The organism is Paenibacillus sp. FW126-R14, assembly GCF_058789495.1.
Map to the genome: position 1 here is coordinate 41,804 of NZ_JBYTBS010000003.1, position 17,282 is coordinate 59,085.

The 17,282-nt window shown below is 44.7% G+C and carries 12 protein-coding genes; 1 reads left to right on the top strand and 11 read right to left on the bottom strand.

Annotated elements, in window-relative coordinates; translation table 11 throughout:
• Positions 1 to 113: 113 nt before the first annotated feature.
• The 9 genes from AC3WRW_RS02720 to AC3WRW_RS02760 form a co-directional block, all read right to left on the bottom strand.
• Complete coding sequence (locus tag AC3WRW_RS02720; RefSeq protein ID WP_492544755.1) at positions 114 to 1,916, bottom strand: cache domain-containing sensor histidine kinase; 1,803 nt, start codon at positions 1,914 to 1,916, stop codon at positions 114 to 116.
• Positions 1,917 to 1,968: 52 nt separating this feature from the next.
• Positions 1,969 to 3,582 (bottom strand): response regulator, encoded by a 1,614-nt coding sequence (locus AC3WRW_RS02725; protein ID WP_492544756.1) that lies wholly within the window; start codon positions 3,580 to 3,582, stop codon positions 1,969 to 1,971.
• Between the two features lie 265 nt (positions 3,583 to 3,847).
• A complete protein-coding gene (locus AC3WRW_RS02730; protein WP_492544758.1) occupies positions 3,848 to 4,162 on the bottom strand; it encodes a DMT family transporter in 315 nt (104 codons plus the stop codon).
• Positions 4,162 to 4,503: a DMT family transporter gene (locus AC3WRW_RS02735; RefSeq protein WP_492544760.1), complete on the bottom strand. Its 342-nt coding sequence runs from the start codon at positions 4,501 to 4,503 to the stop codon at positions 4,162 to 4,164. Before AC3WRW_RS02735 ends, AC3WRW_RS02730 begins: the two co-directional genes overlap by 1 nt.
• Before the next feature lie 21 nt (positions 4,504 to 4,524).
• A complete protein-coding gene (locus tag AC3WRW_RS02740; protein ID WP_492544761.1) occupies positions 4,525 to 5,112 on the bottom strand; it encodes a TetR/AcrR family transcriptional regulator in 588 nt (195 codons plus the stop codon).
• Between the two features lie 132 nt (positions 5,113 to 5,244).
• Complete coding sequence (locus AC3WRW_RS02745; RefSeq protein ID WP_492544763.1) at positions 5,245 to 5,841, bottom strand: manganese efflux pump; 597 nt, start codon at positions 5,839 to 5,841, stop codon at positions 5,245 to 5,247.
• Between the two features lie 75 nt (positions 5,842 to 5,916).
• Positions 5,917 to 6,636 carry an MOSC domain-containing protein gene (locus AC3WRW_RS02750; protein ID WP_492544765.1) on the bottom strand — a complete coding sequence of 240 codons (720 nt, stop codon included), beginning with the start codon at positions 6,634 to 6,636 and terminating at the stop codon, positions 5,917 to 5,919.
• 133 nt (positions 6,637 to 6,769) lie between these two features.
• Positions 6,770 to 9,799: a sialidase domain-containing protein gene (locus tag AC3WRW_RS02755; protein ID WP_492544767.1), complete on the bottom strand. Its 3,030-nt coding sequence runs from the start codon at positions 9,797 to 9,799 to the stop codon at positions 6,770 to 6,772.
• Between the two features lie 285 nt (positions 9,800 to 10,084).
• Complete coding sequence (locus AC3WRW_RS02760) at positions 10,085 to 11,563, bottom strand: putative glycoside hydrolase (protein ID WP_492544769.1); 1,479 nt, start codon at positions 11,561 to 11,563, stop codon at positions 10,085 to 10,087.
• A 137-nt stretch (positions 11,564 to 11,700) separates the two neighbouring features.
• On the opposite strand from AC3WRW_RS02760, the gene AC3WRW_RS02765 reads away from it, so the two are divergent.
• Positions 11,701 to 12,219 carry a hypothetical protein gene (locus AC3WRW_RS02765; protein ID WP_492544771.1) on the top strand — a complete coding sequence of 173 codons (519 nt, stop codon included), beginning with the start codon at positions 11,701 to 11,703 and terminating at the stop codon, positions 12,217 to 12,219.
• A gap of 68 nt (positions 12,220 to 12,287) precedes the next feature.
• Here AC3WRW_RS02765 and AC3WRW_RS02770 read toward each other — a convergent pair whose 3' ends face one another.
• Positions 12,288 to 12,923 (bottom strand): FMN-dependent NADH-azoreductase, encoded by a 636-nt coding sequence (locus AC3WRW_RS02770; protein ID WP_492544773.1) that lies wholly within the window; start codon positions 12,921 to 12,923, stop codon positions 12,288 to 12,290.
• A gap of 183 nt (positions 12,924 to 13,106) precedes the next feature.
• Entirely contained in the window at positions 13,107 to 17,069 is a 3,963-nt protein-coding gene (locus AC3WRW_RS02775) for a PA14 domain-containing protein (RefSeq protein ID WP_492544774.1), read from the bottom strand.
• Positions 17,070 to 17,282 lie beyond the last annotated feature (213 nt).

The following is a 17,282-nucleotide window of genomic DNA, read 5'->3' on the forward strand; positions in this document are numbered from 1 at the left end:
TCATAAGGTTTCGCTTATGTAATTACAATATATCGAATGCGCTTACATCTTGATATTCGAAAGTTTTTGGTTTAGTGGATTATTCTTATATTTTCATCATAAATGTCTCTACGCTAAAAAATATCCACATCGCTCTCGATAATGCGATACGGAAACACAATATGAACGTTCGTGCCAACGCCAACTTGGGAGTCAAAGGAGACTCCATACTCCTGGCCAAACAAAAGCTTTATACGTTTATCGATATTACTAATCCCTACGTGCTCCGAATCGTTCTCCATCATCTTTTTCATTTGTGCGCTGCTAATTCCCTTTCCGTTGTCCTGCACAGTAAAATGCACGGTCGTTTCGTTTTTCCTGCCGATAATACGAATCATCCCGCCTTTTTCCAACGTGTCAAATCCGTGAATAATCGAGTTTTCGATAATCGGCTGAAGAAAAAGCTTAGGCACCGTACAATTATTTAAGAGGGGATCCATATCATAGTGAACGCCAAATATGCCCTCATAGCGAGTGCTCATAATATGCAAATAGCCTTTCAACCATTTCATATCTTCTAAAAGGGAGACGGCTTCTTTTTTATTATGCACGGTATATTCCAGCATCGTAGATAGGCTAATAATCATTCGGCTAATGTCTTCCTGATTTTTGTCTATCGCCATCCAGTTGATAATATTTAACGTATTGTAAAGAAAATGAGGATTGAGCTGCAGATTCAAGGCCATAATTTCCGCCTCTTTTTCCCGCAATTTCACCTCATAATTCTCGGTAATCAATTGTTGTATTTTTTCATTCATTTGATTAAATTTGCTGAATAGAAATCCGAACTCCTTATCCGACAGTTCCGGCATTTTGGTTGTGAATTTCCCAAACCCAATCAAGTGAGTAGCCACTAACAATTTCTTGATCGGATTCGTTAACCAGCCAGCTAGCAAATAGGCGATAATAATCGATAAAACCATTAGGAATATGCTTAGATACAATGTATATGTCCGCAAATTCGACAAATTCACAATTAATTGGTCATACGGCACGAAGGCAGCCGTCATCCAGCCGGTTGTTTGCATGCGGTCAAAACAGACCAGCATTTTTCTTCCGCCAACCATGCTGATCAGCGAGCCGCTATTTTGCAGTTCGGCATCTTTGAACCATTTGGAATCGATGTAGGATTTGATATGATTGGATTGCGATGGCGAGATGACTCTTCCTTCCCCAGACAGTACATAGGTATATGCCCCAGTGACAGGAAGGCTGTCGGCAAACACGCTATGAAACAAGTCCGCCTTCACATTGATTAAAAGGACAGGCCGTTCAATGCTTTCATCCATATAATGGATGGACCCGTTTTGGAAATACGTGCTGTTAATCGTGCGGGCAGCAGCAAACAAACTGTATTCGTCGTTCTTCAATATTTCTCCGCTTTTCACGATTTCGGACACTTCGTAATTGGGAATCCAAACGAGCCCGCCCTGCGACAGCTTTGCTTTATTATATACACTGGAATCAAGCACTTTTTCTTGGGAAATGGAAACATTGGTGCTTCCGAAAGTGAAATAGCTCGTTAATAGATTAGCGGAATAAATATCCCCGTTTTCAATAAAATATTGATTTAAAATTTCCTTAATTCGCTTATCGCTTTGGAGTAATTGAATGTCATCCTCTTTTTTCATAGCCTTCAAGAGTGCATACAATTCGACATTGGAAATCGTGGATAATGTACTTTCTTGTAATTTGTAAAGCTTATTATCAATAATTTGATTATCTTTCTTAACAATTTCATAAATATGTTTACTGGCATTTTCCAGAATGATTTGAGAGCTTGTGCTGTAAAATTTCAAACCGATCACGATCGATGGAACCGTAATAAGCAAAATATAGGAAATCGTTAATTTGTCCCTGAACCTGAGCTTATTCATGAATCTGCCTAGGAATTTAACGCTTGGCCTCACTGTGCATCAACTTCCTTCATCATTTATTCGCACTGGACATGTTCAAAGCAATTCTTCGGTATTCCTCCGGTGTTACCCCGAATTCCTTTTTAAATACCCGATTGAAATATTTCGTATCTTTAAATCCGATTCGCTTGGAAATTTCATAAATTTTAAAATCCGATTCCTCCAGAAACTCCTTCCCTTTTCTTAAACGTGTCCGAAGCAAGTATTGGCTGAACGAAATTCCCGTGTTGACTTTGAAATAATGACTAAAATAACTTGTGTTAAAATAAAACTTGCTCGCCATTGACTCCAAAAACAGATCTTCTGCGTAATTTTCCTCGATATATTGCAAGCATGTCTTGATGATCATTTCCTTTTTCCAATTTCTTGTATTTAAAATGTTATCGATCATTTCGTTTAACAGCTCGCTTACCGTATTTCGCATCGTTGAAAAGAACGAACTGTTTTTCATCGTTTCTTCGGATTTTTTCAACAGCTCTTTGTAATAATCTTCTGACATCACATCTTTAAAATGATGAATCAGGTGCAAAATCATGCGCAGCATAAAATCTTTAAAAGCATCAGGCAATGGCAGCCCATTGCTTATCTGTTTATCGAAAATCGCATGAATCAAGCGAACGGCTTTCTCTTTATCCGATTCTCGGACAGCATCCTGTAGTTCTTCCTCTTCCCGGTATTTCGTAAGAACACGATCGCTTGCTGCCGGGATAATATCTTCCAATGAAATAACAATCGCGCTTCCGAGGAAAAACTGATAAGATAACGCTTTTTTGGCATCTTCAAATGACGGATTGATTCGTTTTAAGACGTCCTCGCATTCGCTTCCGAGCGCCATCGTCAATTCCAAATCGAATTTTTTCATACTTCGGATGCATGCTTGCATGTTATCGAGAGTTTCTGTTGAACGAATATCGACTGTTTGGGTTGAAACTACGGTAACAAGAATGGTTCTTTTATCCTCCAAAAAAAAGGAAACCGACCGGGTTAAAGGCCCCAGGGATTGTTCCACTTTCTCCTTAACCATTTGTCGCATCTGGGATTCATCGGTCCTTGAGCTTGATTTGGCCGCATTGATTTCTGTCAGCAGAACGGTGCCTTTTCCGATAATAGGAGGAAGCAGCTTCTCAACTTCTAATAGACGGTTTCCCTCCAGATGTCCTGCTATCCATTGATTCATCAAGTGATCGTTGTAAATGGGGAGCGTTTGATTCAGCTTGGTCATTGTATATTCATTTTCTTGCAGCTGGGTTTGATTCGCCAGTATCGCTTTTTCGATTTTATCCAAGGTATGTTCCATCGTTGTAACGTCCACAGGTTTGAGTAAATATTCACATACCCCTAGACTTATAGCCTTTTGGGCATACTCAAATTGTCTGTAACCACTAAGAATAACGAGAATTGGCGGCTTATCGTAAGATTCAAGTCGTTCAAGAAGCTGTAACCCGTCCATTTGGGGCATGCGGATATCGCTAAAAACAATGTCGATTCGATTGTCTGCCAGTATCGTAAGCGCATCGTTCCCGTTTTTGGCTTTAAACACTTGATAATTCGGTTTTAATTTACTGATCAGGTTCGCAAGTCCATCCCTATGCCTGGGTTCATCATCTACAATTAAAAGATTGTACATTGAACTACCCCCCTTTTATTTATTTAATCCCATAGGAAATCTCTAAAATAAGGCCCACAAGCAACAATTTCACCAAAAAGGCGACACTTCCTGCTAATCCATTTTCTTTCGACAAAGGTTCCTTTGATAATTCAAAAAGTTACAAAAAACTGTTTTTACAGCATACATATAAGCCGATTAGGAGTGTACTTTTATGTAAAAATTTGTAAAATGCAAAAACCTCTCCGACATGGAGAGGTTTTATTAACAAGAGAAATTTATGTGGTTAAGCCATTAATTTCAAACCAACTGCAGCACCCAATACCATCATGATGAACATAATTCGTTTCCAATCCTTGGATTCGCCATAGAACAACATCCCCACGACGGCTCCGCCAACTGTGCCGATCCCTGTCCAAATTGCGTAAGAGGTACCCATCGGCAAGCTTTTCATCGCCAGGCTCAAGAGCCCGAAACTCATGACAATGCCTACGATAAATATACTGAACGAACGGAAGTTTTTTGCCTTATTAATTTGATTCATTCCCACAACGCCTACGACTTCAAAGATCCCGGCAAAAAGGAGAAAAATCCAACCCATCAGACTGCAGCTCCCTTCGTATTATGCTCTTTCGTTACGAATTTTAAACCAAATACGCCGGATAAAAGAAGAAGAATGAGGCATACTTTAAGAATCCTGAACGGTTCTCCGAACAGCAGCATTTCCACTAATACAGTACCTGCTGTCCCCATGCCGGTGAAGACGGCGTACACGGTCCCCACAGGGAGCTTGGTCGAAGCGCTAATTACCAGATGAAATGAAATATACATCGCAATGATGGTGCCAGCCCACATCAAGGCCGTACTCGAATGTTTTAAACCTGTGACCCACAAAACTTCAAAAAAAGCGCCAATAAATATATAAAGCCAATTACGATTCATGTGTATGTTCCTCCTGCTGATTTACTTTTTGATGCCGCGCCAATAGATGAACCACGAAGCCTCGATTCTTTTGAGCGATCGTTCAGCTCCGCCGAACAGCAATTCTACAAACATGCCGTCAAGCACAGCAAGAAAAGCGATTGTCGCCATTTCACTTTTAATTTCAGGACTAAGGTTCCCTGCTTCAATTGCTTGATCGAGTACCGGAATTAACATGGCTTCCAGCGTATCTAAATAACGATAACCTTCTTTGACAATGATGTCATAGAGATGCGAAGGCGGGAAAAAGGCCACCCGCAAGAAAAATTTGGTGTTATCGTCTTTTTCGTAGCAATCGTGGTATTGGAGAAGAAAGCCATAAAGAAGCTGATCTATAGCAAGGTCTTTATTGCGACCAAAATAATCTACCGCAAACCTTAATTCTTTATCCAGCGCGTCGCCAAGCAGCGCCAGGAAAAGTTCATCCTTCCCTTTGAAATGCGTATAGATGGACTGCTTCTTAATGCCGACTTCAGCTGCGATATCCGCTAGCGAAGCACCTTCATATCCGTTCTTGGCAAACTGTCTCAAGGCAACCTCTTTAATTCTCGTGGCCGTCATGTTCATCATCCTTCCGAACGTTCGTCAGGATGATTGTATCACGTTCTCCTGCCAAGAGCAACTGATCGCAAACAAAAAAACAGCCCCCTCTCGTCCTCAGACGGAAAGGCTGTTTTCGCCGTGTATTCTCGACTATGCCAATTACACAAACATTTCATACAATCCTATGCAAATTAAAAGAACGCCGCCAAGTAAATTGAACCATTTGCCAACCAACGTCTTTGCAATTTGCTGTCCGGCACGGACGCCAATATCGACGGTCAGCAGAGAAAACAAGCCAATGAATATCGTCGTCATGATCGGAGAAAGTCCTGTCACCCCGGCTCCAAATCCTCCAACAACGCAATTGAGCGCCAGCGCAACGCCAAGTGTCAGCGACTCTTTCCATGAAATCACTTTATTACCGTCTTTGTCAGCTTTATCGGGACTGTGAATATATGAGGTAATCCCATTTTCATCGCGTAGGTTAGCGTTGCTTTTATAATCGGATATAACGGCATAAATCCCAATCAGGATGATCAATGTCCCTCCGCCCAAGTTGGCATAATTGCTGGGAATATATTGCGAAATCACCATACCTAAAGTGATGGACAGATAAGCCGCAATCATGGAAAGAATGGCAATAACTAAGTTGGATACAAATGGAACACGCGTAGCTCGTGCGCCAAACGAAACACCAATGCCCAGATTATCCAAATTCGCCGCAAGTGCAATTCCGATCATTGAAACCCAGTGCATATCACTACCTCCTCCGTATCTAGATGATAAGATATGCACCATGCGCCCAAAAGTTTCGTTCTCCGCTCTCCTCCTTTAACGGCTTTCCAGATAAACTTTGTCCCCGACATGAATCTTCCCCGTTCTCTTCACGGAGGCGTAGACGCCGAATTTTAAATCAGCTTCTTCGTTTACTTTTTTCAGAAGAGACACGTCACGCTCAAGTGTATTCGGATCGATCGTAATCAGCGTACAGCGTTCACACGACGAGTCGACTTGAAACTCTGCGCCGCCAACTGACAACCGCTTTCCGATCCAGTCTTTTTCGTGGATGCTGTCGTCATGTAATGCGATTATGAAGTTGGCTCTAAAACGGCGTGGATCTAACTGTTTGCCCCAGATTGCCTCCATTTTTCGCAAACTTCCATCGGTGATGATCAAAACTGATGCACTATCGACTGACATCAAATCCGGGCTATCGGGGTTAGGCGCTTTATAGCTTGCCATCGACATTTCTTTTTTGGAGTAGGTTTGAATTTCCGCTAACAGCTCCTCAGTCCAGCCCAAGGTTCGTCCATCCGGAGTTAGAACATGGATGCGATCTTCGACAAGCGCTGCCTTGTAAGTGAGCATCTTCGGTATCTCTCTGGCTGTGAAAAAGCTGTCCCAACCTTTCTTCTTCCCGTCAAAAAAGGCGCAAAACCGATCCCCGTATAAGCCATACGACTCAATCGCAACAACTTTCAAATCCTCTCCCGCAAATGATTTAACAGGAAACCGATGTATGGTTCGTATTTCTCCAATAAGTTCTGTCATCGTTGACTACATCTCCTTCTTACATACCTTACCAGACTATTGCTCTCTTATTAATTTACCCGGGATTGCCGAGAAAGTAAAACAGGACCGGTCAGCGAAGTTATTTCGCCAAACGATCCCGTTTCTTCTTCCTTTATTCTAAAATTTTGCTGGCAACGGCCGCTAGATCGTTAATGTCGATGCTTCCATTATGATCCAAGTCGTACTGTTTCACTTGCTCCCAATCCGGACTTGAAGCATCTTTGCCATAGTGGGCTGCGATAATGGCAAGATCCCCGATGCTAACTTTGCCGTCGTTGTTGAAATCGCCTGGGATGCCTGGAGCTGCCGGTGTCACTTCAACACTTAACATGGAAGGAGCTGCACTTGTTTCAGCACCGTGCTCATCGCCCATCGTTGCGTTAGCAACAGATATTACAGCGTTCACTGTCTGCTGAGTATCTTTAGATTTAAAGATCAATTCCAGCACCTGTGCATGCCCGGTTACGGCATGCTCAGGTCCTTCGCTGGCAACGATAAACCGCAATTTGCCAGGCGTTTGATTGACACTCGCAACCACATCAACACCAGGAATCAATGATTTCGCTGACACGAAATCAAAGGCAGCCCCATCGAAGGTCAAAGAAATATCCTGCGCGAACACGTTCTGTGTCAAGCCGCTTAACTCGAAGCGCACAGCGAACTCTTTGCCTGCTTGAACAGCGCTTTCCCCGGTTAAATGCGTTGCCGCATAGTCCTCGACAGCAGCAGACTGCGCTTTGATCGTGCCTGTTAATTTGTTCTCATCCGCTTGTTTCGAAAGCGTATTCCCGTAGGAGTTATAAATGTTTAAGTCCGACGCAAAAGCGGCTTCAATGGGGTAGGAACCTGCAGTAAGCTCAGGGAACGAGCCTTCAAAGACGAATTCGGTACCCGCCGAATTTTGGCTGGCCAATTGGAAAAGAACATTTTTCCCTCCGATTGTCCCTGTCAAAGCTCTGTTCCCGCTCAGCATGACGTAGCTGTTGAATACGGCTTTTATTCGCAGCTTATCGCCTGACGCATAGCCGTTTGGCTGTAAAGCTTCAAGAGAGATGGACGAAAGCTTTGGCGCAGGGCTGACAGCTTGACGCTGCCATTTCAAATATTCGACATTGAATTTGATATAACTCATGTTCGTATTGTCCGTTCCCTCGTAGAAAAGCCCTATTTCGCCATTAGACAAGTTAGCAAGGCTGGAATACGCATAAGTACCGTCTTTAACTAATTGCGAATATTTCCAATCGAACGCATACCGTGTTCTGCCATTTGGGTATGTTCCGTTTTCATTGATTAGCCCGACTCGGACTGTACCGTTAATGCGGCTGGACGAATTGCCGGGAGAGGCGAAAATAACGGCGTCTTTGCCATCAATCTTGCCGTTGTAACGAATCGCCGTCATTTGACAATATGCGGCAATAAGCGCATTTTCCGTCACGACTGTCGAATCCCAGGTTTCGCCGCCATCGAAGCTTGTCGCTATTTGGGCGTAGCCGGAGTAGTTGCGATTGAATAGCTTCAGCTGCCCGTCCGGCATTTCGACAACTTGCGATTCCGTCAGCTCATAGGATGAATTCGTAAAATCTTTCTCGTGAATGATGACCCCGCCGCCAACGTCGCGTCCTTCATTCGGAGATTCGCCGCGATGCCAAGTTTGGCCATGATCATCGCTGTAGATGACTGCGCTTGCCTGTTTGTTGTTATCGTTCAAGAAATACACGGGAAATACGAGTCTGTCTTTATGAATTCCCTGCGTTAACTGAATGCCCGATCCAGGGCCCGTACCGAGGAAAATCATCCATTCTTCTTTGGTCTGACCATTCAAATCGATAGGACCGGTCCATGTCGCCCCCTCGTCATCGCTATAGTACAGCTCAAGATATGAAGTTTTATAAGCTTTCAACGGCGAGTTTTGGCCAAAAACATTATCGATCTTAACTCCGTTCAAATATAGGTTCCGCCTCATATCAACCGTATAATTGGTTATCGCTCCAGCGGCATCGTAGACCTTGCCTTCTTCTCTTATCGTATATTCTTTAGCGGCAGAGTCGGTCAGGAACATATAGGATTTGCCGTTTATTGTTTTAAATCCGGTACCTTTATAGGCGTTAGTGCCAAATCCGCCCCCGAGCCCTCCGCCATGAGGGAAGCCGTCAACGAGAGAAAATATTCTCCCAGTGCTTTGGTCCTGCATGAGCGACATATCGATATTCGATGCTTGATCTGGGTAATCGTTGATGACGATTCCGTTCGTTTCCCACGTTGTGCCTTGATCGAAGCTTCTTCTTACGACAGCGTCAATATTGTTGGGTGAATCTGCCCCGCTGGTATTTCGGCGATCGATGCCCGCAAGTAATGTTCCTTTCTTCGTTTGAAGAAGCGCGGGAATCCGGTAGTAGCTGGAATTCATGAAACCGGGAGTGAATACGTTTAGTGGCGCCGTAATTTTCGCACCATCCGGCATTGGATTAACGACAGGCACCGTGTTCGTAACCCCGGTCATGCTGACCAACTCTTGATCGGCAATAGGTTTGCTGTACACTTCAGCAAAGTCAATATCCCCAGTAAAAGGGTATTGGTTGGAGCCGGCCGGTCTTTCAGTAAGCCCTAATTTGGCGCTGTTCGGAGCATAGATATTGCTCAGAAATTTGCGGGCAGACGTAGTATCCTGCTTCACCATTACGCCATCCAGGAAGTACTTGTATCCCTTGGCTTTATCCATGACCATTGCCACGGTATGAACTTCGTTCTCTTTAAGAACGAGAGCATCCGTTTTGACATGCGTGTTGACTTGCGTTTGCCCGGGCTCAGCATAGCGGTTCTCGCTGCCGATGGCGGTAGGCGAAATATAAAGATGGAAATGTCCATTTGCCGTCGTATTGTTGCTCAGCGAGAACAGAGACATAATGCTCGATCCTGGCGTATAGCGAAATCTTACAATGATCGTTCCTTCGTCCAATACCTTCAGCGCGTTTACTTTATCGTTCAAATTGGTTGAGCCGCCGCTGACGATATGTTGATTGTCCACTCTAAGAACCAAACTTGGATCCGCTGCCTCTGCCACAGTCGCCTCGCTGGCCATCATATTGGCGGGAAGCGAAAAAAGCAGCATTGCCACAATAAGAAATAGAGTCCATTTTCTCAAGCGATACATCTCCTCTGTCATTAGTTAATCGTTAATAGGATTGGCTGCGAAAGCGAGATCTGTGATGTCGATACTTCCATTTTCATTAAAATCGTACAACCGCACCATTTGATACATTTTGTATCTACGCAAATAAAACTGTCCCTCCCCCTTCCTACATGTTTAATTGTAAAACTTCTATTCTCACTTCGGTATCCCTTACATTTTACTTTGTATAGTCGTAACTTGACTTCTTTCCAAACGTCAAAAATCCCCCCAGCCAACTTGGCTGGAGAGATCTCTTTCCTAAGGCATATAAGTTACACCTTCTGAGTAGGAATTGTTAGCATTCCAGATGAGGTATTCATGAACATCGGCATCTTTCAAAGCTTTGATTTGAGCATCTACCTCTGCCTTCCCATAGGGGATATAATTGCCGGCGCCTAACCAGCTTGCCGTAAAATCTTGAATCCACGGACGTGAGATCGGAGGCGTCATAAGGAGAGCAAACTTTTCTTTTTCCGCTTTCATATATGCCGTAACAAGCTGATAGGGCTCTTTATCCGGTTTAGCAATCCCGAAATAACCATTGGACCAGTGACTTGGATAAATCATCGACGAAATGACATCAACCGAACCGGCAATACGGTTAAAATTCTGGCCGATACCCGGCGCTTCCGGCAATGTAGCGGAATATCCGAAGATATCTACAGAGACATGCACGCCATACGGTTTTAATTGTTCCTTGGCATAAGCCACAAAATCGCTGACAGCATCAACGCGAAGTTGTGTCATACGCGCTTTATCGCTGAAATCCGGCGCTTGAGGTTTTTTCAAGCTGGACACACTTTTTTGCGCATCTTCCATCGCTTTTTTATTTTCGTCGGTTTGTGCTGCATGGTAAGTATTAGCGGCATCCGTCACTTTGAGCTGCAAGGCAGACAATTCGTCTTCATATTTCTTGGAAGCTTCGTTATAAACATTTTCTTCTTGTATGAATTTCGCAGGCTTTCTATCTTTGTAATCCCCCATGGAATATTTCAAAACCTGGTCCCTGCTTTCAAAACCTTCCGGAAACCGGACATAGTCGAACTGGATTTCTTTAAATCCAAGCTCGGCGGCTAATTTGGCTGCTTCTACGTTATGATCCCATGATTCCTTAAGGAACGGATTGATAAACCCGTCACCGTTTGAATTACGCCAAGTGCTGCTGCCGTCTATAAATGAAAGATCGGGACGTTTTTTCGCCAATACCGTATCTTTAAAAGAAACGATGCGGGCGATGGGATAAATGTGATGCTGCTCAAGTGTTTTCATAAGTGTTTGTGGATCTTTGATGTACGGCTGGCCAAACTCAGCAAGTTTTCCCTCCGGTTTAAATGTGAGGTAACCGTCGTCATCCTTGATATCAATTACCATGGCATTGAGGTCGGTACTATCAACGAGTGAAAGCAGCTTCGCCATTCGTTGCCCGCCGGCTGACCACCCGGTTACATAGATCCCGCGTACGGCATCCGGATAGCTGAAGTGTACCGGAGGATCGAATGCCGGCGTGCTGCTTGCCATGGGTGAGGGGCTAGGGGTAGCTGCAATGGGTGAAACGGAAGGCGCTGGCGTGGTGGTCATCTCCGGCACAGCGGCCGTTGGTTGTACGGACGGGTCCGGCGTGTTCAAAGCGACATTGGCTGACGTGCAGGCTGACAACGAGAGTATGAAAATAAGCATCATACATAAACGGCCGTATTGATTCACGCTGTTCTCCCCTTTTCCCAAATAACTCATCATTTCTATGCCTCAATAATTGGAATATTCGTGATGGGGATAAACTATGCTGCCAAAACTTATTTTATTTAGATATTCCATCCATTTTCCAAATAATGTATAATAGTTTTCGAAAGGGTGATCAAGTATTGATAGTTAAAATGAGGCAAGAAGCTTTCGAAGCATTAGCTGATGGAGCAATCGAGGTCGCTTGTGTGGATCCGATCATTAAAGCTTATAAGGACATTCTGACGCGAGGCGGTGACTTCAAATCAGGTCTTTTCAAGGAGCTTTCGCGGGGACAGCAAGCATTGTTCGTTTTTCGGGCCTATTATAATCACGCACTGAAATCTGCTGCCGATTTTTATTGGTGGAGTGCCTATTTTATTGCACAACCAGAGCGATGGGCAGGGCTCAAGAACGGATTGCATTTCTTCGGCGATCATGCGGCATTACATGTATTAGAAAGTATGGAAAAGATTCTCCACCAAAGAAATCACGCCATGTGCTTAGAAAATTTCAAGGTATCGTTCTATGATTTGAATAATGATCCGGAATTGATGACTTCTATAACTCCATTGTATGATGACCTTTGCCAAGCCTCATTGAAAACACATCAAATCATCGGTTCATTTATTCGGAATAATCCACATGACTTTGTTCATATTGAGATGGATTAAAGCCGCATTAATCTAAAAAAAGACCGCTCAAGCCATATGGCCTGATGCGGTCTTTTTGCCGACCCTTCTTAGAAGCGTTTTGCAACTTCTTTCGCATTTGCAATTGCGTTCGCTTTAATTTCTTGAGCTTTAGCTGGCATAGCGGCCATACCTTCAACGAAAATGCCTTCGAAGCTAGGTACGCCAGTGAATTGCATCACTTTTTTCAAGTAGCTGTGTCCGCTCTCGAAGCCTGCAGCAGGACCTTCGGAGTATACGCCGCCGGATGCTTGAATGTGGAGCGCTTTTTTAGTTGTAAGCAAGCCTACAGGACCTTGCTCTGTGTATTTGAACGTTTTGCCGGCTGCGCAAATCGCATCAATGTATGCTTTCATAACTGGCGGGAACGAGAAGTTCCACATTGGAGAAACGTAGACATACTTGTCAGCGGCAACGTATTGGTCAACAAGTTCACCCAGACGGGCAACTTTCGCCTGCTCATCTCCTGTTAGCGTGCTGAAATCAGCGCCGGATTGCAGTTTTCCCCAACCGCTGAATACATCGGCGTCAATGTGCGGAATGTTCATTTTGAATAGATCAAGATGAATCACTTCGTCACCAGGATTTGCTTCGCGATAGGCATCTACGAATTCTTTACCGACCGCTAAGCTGTATGAAGTTTGGTGGTCATTTGGATTTGCAGTAATATAAAGTACAGTTGCCATGATCTCACTCTCACATTCTGTAATTGTATTTGTTACAATTTTGATTATAAACTTATTTTTAATAAGTTGCAAGCTAAAAGTAATTTATCTACTTTTCAGACAATTGTAAACCAATAGTAAGTGACGATAAAAAGACCCAGCCTGCGGCTAGGTCCTTGTCTAAACTCGTATGTTGCATGGAGACTACTGGTTCAAAACCTTTTGCGCTATCATCGCAAGGTCTACAATATCCACCTTGCCATCGCCATTCAAGTCGGCTGCTTTTGCGACGTTCCAGTCCGGACTGCTGCTGTCCTTGCCGTAGTGGCTGGCAATCATCGCGACATCGCCAATGGAGAATTTACCGTCATGGTTCATATCTCCGTCTGAAACGATGCCCATAATGCTAACAGCAAGCTCAGCCGCTGCAGCTTCTGTCTCCACGCCACCCTCATCGGCGATGACGGCTTTGATTACCGAGATTTTACCCGAAGTATTCGGAGAACCTTTCGCTGCAAATTTGATAGTAACGAATGGGATCTCTTGCTTGTTTTGAAGCTCTTTGCCAATGTTCGCCAGCAGCATGCGCACACGGCCTTTGTGATCATCGACGTATTTTAGAACGACAATCCCGTCAGCCGATGATTGAACCTCCTGAAGCTCGAATAAATCAGCTTGATAGTTCAACGTAATATCAGAAGCATACACGGTGTTCGTTACGTTCGACACCCCTAGCTTTACGCTAAACGTCGAACCTTCCGTTACGCTGCTTGCGCCTTCCAATGTCATATGAGCGTTCGGAATATCTTCATCTTCCGTTTCCGTCACACGAATATTGTCAAAAGTTGCATTAGCCTTGTATGTGCGAACTCCGATAGCACCTTCTGTAAAGGTACTGTCAACGGCACTTGCCACAAGAACGTTATTGACATAAACATCAATTTTGGGTCCCGCGGCAACCACTTTCAAGCGATAAACCGTGTCTACGCTGACCGAAGGCAGAGCCTTATTGGCCAGTTCGGTCCAATTGTTATCCAGCCTGCCTAGCTGAACTCGTCCAGCGAGCGAAATGCCTGCATAGTATCCCTGCAGATTATCTATTCCGACGGTCGGATTGTTCACTCTGAAAATAACCCCCGCATTGGCTAAATCGGGGCTGGCGCTCATCGAAACATCGGCTTCATACGTGAAGTTTTGGAAATGGGTATCGTTAGCAACCGCTTTATAGCCTTCTCCGTTGATCACCGTGTAAACACCGCTGGCAGCGCTCCACACGCCGCCATACGTCGTCCAGCCATCAGCGTTCCCATCGTCAAAGTTAGCTAGAAAAGGCAGAGGCTTGTTGATTTTAGCGCGAAATTGCTTGACGGCCGCATCTAAAGAAGAGATTGCTTCCTTAATTCCATCCGCAGTGGCTTGAGCATTATCATACACTGCTTGGGCGGTTGCGATAGCCGCTGAGAAATGATCGATGACTACCTGCTTATATTGCCCCGGTCCATCGCCAACTATTGCTTTATCACGCATTTGTGCTGCGGCATGAATGCTATTCAACAGATCGGATTTATTCCTGTTCCCGATTAACTCTCTGTTTGCTGCGGCAACGCGTGCGAAGTCAACCTTTTCCACTTTGCGGTCATAGCTTAACAATCCGTTGATTTCGTACTCGACATCCGAGATTTGCGTGTATACGGCCGCGCTGAGTCCGGGTTTGTCTTTTAATCTTTTGAGCGTCTGAATATAGCTGATATACTTGTCCGTCAACTCTTCCTTGCTGTTCATCAATAGTTCAGCATAGACGATCAACGGACTGAATTCATGCCCGGGCACGCGAAGGCCTAAGCCGCCGTATTCGCCAAGCGTGGCTGCCCGGTATTCCGAGGGGGTCGGAGAATCCGGCGCAGGATACTTGTGCCAATCCAGGAAATGCCCGGCTTTCGACTCGTTATCTCCGCCTCCCGCATCATACCATCCGGTGACACCGTTAATGAGACGAGTCGGATCTGCTTTTAAAGCATGTGCGATAGCCTCTCTCGTATAATTCCCTCCATTGTCGAATTGACCCCACCCTTCGTTAAAGACAACATATACCACAATGGAAGGTGAATTTTGCAACTGTTTGATCATCTCATCGAATTCTTTGTAAAATTGCGGCTGCGCCGCAACATCCCTGCTGGTTCCGCTAGGCATGTCCTGCCACACAAGCAGCCCCAGCTTATCCGCCCAGTAATACCAGCGGGCCGGTTCAATTTTAATATGTTTGCGAATCATGTTCATATCCATACGTTTTTCAGCTTCGATGTCAAATCTCAATGCTGCGTCTGTTGGCGCCGTATAGAGGCCGTCCGGCCAGTATCCCTGATCCAAAGTTCCCATCTGAAAGACGAATTTCCCATTCAACAAAGGCCGCTGGATGCCGTCAACTTTCCCGAGCTTTATTTCTCTCATCCCGAAATAGCTGTCTATTTTATCGACGACCGTTTCCCCGTCTTTCAATGATACTTGTAGATCGTAGAGGAACGGATCATCCGGTGTCCACCATCTCGCATCCGGAACAGGAAGCAGCAATTCCGCACCGGGATTTCCGCTAATACGGCCTACTTCAACGCCATTCTTTAAAGCTACGGCTTCTACTGTTTTGCCTGCTCCATTGACCGTATCGACGGATAGCTTTAATTGGCCATTCCAAATATCAGGCACCATATTCATCCGCTCAATGCTTGCGGCAGCGACCGGTTCGAGCCACACCGTTTGCCAGATGCCTGACACGGACGTATACCAAATGCCTCCCGGCTGCATAACCGTTTGCTTCCCTTTGATTTGATCTCCCTTTGTATCCGTATAATCGACGACATGAACGATCAATTCATTCTCGCCTGGCTGCAATTGATCTGTAATATCAAAACTGAATGCGGTATATCCGCCTTTATGAATTCCGACCTTAGTTCCGTTCACATATACGTCCGATTCATAATCGACTGCGCCAAAATTCAATTTCACATGCTGTCCGTTCCAATTTTGGGGCACCGTAAAGCTTCGTTTATACCACATGAGCTGTTCTTGGCGCTGAATGCCCGATAGTTTAGATTCCACTGCAAACGGTACAGTTATGTACTCTTTCAGCTTCTGGCCCGTTGGAAGCGCATCCCCCTGTTTGGCAGGCTGGAATTCCCATTTCCCATTCAGGTTTAGCCATTGATCGCGAACCATCTGTGGTCGCGGATATTCCGGCAGCGGATTGCTCTCATCTACATCGTTTGCCCACGGGGTTTCGATCTGATAGGTGGAATTATTTTTAATGGCAAAATAAAAATCTTTCACAGGCTTGCCGCTTCCAGCGTACATAAGGGCGCCGCCGCCTGTATATCCGATATTCGCCATAGGGGCATCTTGGTGATACATCGGATAGTCAAACTCCATTTGGACCGTCTTCGGGTCGCCTGATTTCAGTGCCGCCGATTTAATCGGCCAATTGATCCCTGACACTTTGGCTGAAAGCTGCTCCCGCGCACTACTCCCCAGCTCCGCTAATGCCTCTGCAAATGTAAATTCTGCATGCAGACCGTCGGGCAAGACCGAACCGGAGACCGGACCGTTATTTTCAAAATCGACGGGTAAAGTGAACGCTTCCGCCGGTACGATTTGCTTCGGCACGCTTTGGCTTCCCCAGCGTAAAAACAAATTCGAACCGCCGGTATTCTGGAAATATTCAATTTTAATGTCATATTTCTGCCCTGCAGCGAGTGGAATCGGATTGCTCGTTTGTTCCTTATCCCAATCGTCCACCCAATGGTCGATGACTAGCTTGTTGTCAATCCACAGCCTGAACCCGTTATCGCCTATCATCCAAAACGTATAATTTTCCGAGTATCCCGGTGTAATCTGTCCTGTCCATCTTACATTTACATGATCTGTCTGACCGACCAGCGTCTTGAAAGCGCCTTCCAACGAACTGAATTGAATGTACGGATCAATGACCGTCGTTACTAATTGTTCAAATCTAAACTCACTTGGTCCTGAGTTCTTGTAATACTCCGCCTTCAATCCATAATTAGTTCCGTTGGGTAAGGATTCTGCTGCGTGGCTGATGGATCGGTTATACGAAAAAAGAATGCAGAGAAGCATAGAAAAGATAAGCAGTTGCACAAACCTTTTAGTCAGTTTCATTTGTATAACTCTCCTCTTTTTTTATTACTTGCAGATTTGTTGTTTTTCGATCCGAGCCTCCTTCCGCACAAAAATGATACGAGTGTATGACAAGCATATATGTCCTTCTATTCTTTTGTATTTATGTTTATCAGCCTTTTTTTGTTGTTTTTTGCTATTGTTTTTCAAATGCGGTCTGCACGCCATTTCTATAAAAAAAATAGCAGCGTCAAG

Coding starts and splice junctions, on each gene's coding strand:
- AC3WRW_RS02720 (WP_492544755.1), bottom strand. CDS start 1,916: ATGAATAAGCTCAGGTTCAGGGACAAATTAACGATTTCCTATATTTTG.
- AC3WRW_RS02725 (WP_492544756.1), bottom strand. CDS start 3,582: ATGTACAATCTTTTAATTGTAGATGATGAACCCAGGCATAGGGATGGA.
- AC3WRW_RS02730 (WP_492544758.1), bottom strand. CDS start 4,162: ATGGGTTGGATTTTTCTCCTTTTTGCCGGGATCTTTGAAGTCGTAGGC.
- AC3WRW_RS02735 (WP_492544760.1), bottom strand. CDS start 4,503: ATGAATCGTAATTGGCTTTATATATTTATTGGCGCTTTTTTTGAAGTT.
- AC3WRW_RS02740 (WP_492544761.1), bottom strand. CDS start 5,112: ATGATGAACATGACGGCCACGAGAATTAAAGAGGTTGCCTTGAGACAG.
- AC3WRW_RS02745 (WP_492544763.1), bottom strand. CDS start 5,841: ATGCACTGGGTTTCAATGATCGGAATTGCACTTGCGGCGAATTTGGAT.
- AC3WRW_RS02750 (WP_492544765.1), bottom strand. CDS start 6,636: ATGACAGAACTTATTGGAGAAATACGAACCATACATCGGTTTCCTGTT.
- AC3WRW_RS02760 (WP_492544769.1), bottom strand. CDS start 11,563: ATGATGAGTTATTTGGGAAAAGGGGAGAACAGCGTGAATCAATACGGC.
- AC3WRW_RS02765 (WP_492544771.1), top strand. CDS start 11,701: ATGAGGCAAGAAGCTTTCGAAGCATTAGCTGATGGAGCAATCGAGGTC.
- AC3WRW_RS02770 (WP_492544773.1), bottom strand. CDS start 12,923: ATGGCAACTGTACTTTATATTACTGCAAATCCAAATGACCACCAAACT.
- AC3WRW_RS02775 (WP_492544774.1), bottom strand. CDS start 17,069: ATGAAACTGACTAAAAGGTTTGTGCAACTGCTTATCTTTTCTATGCTT.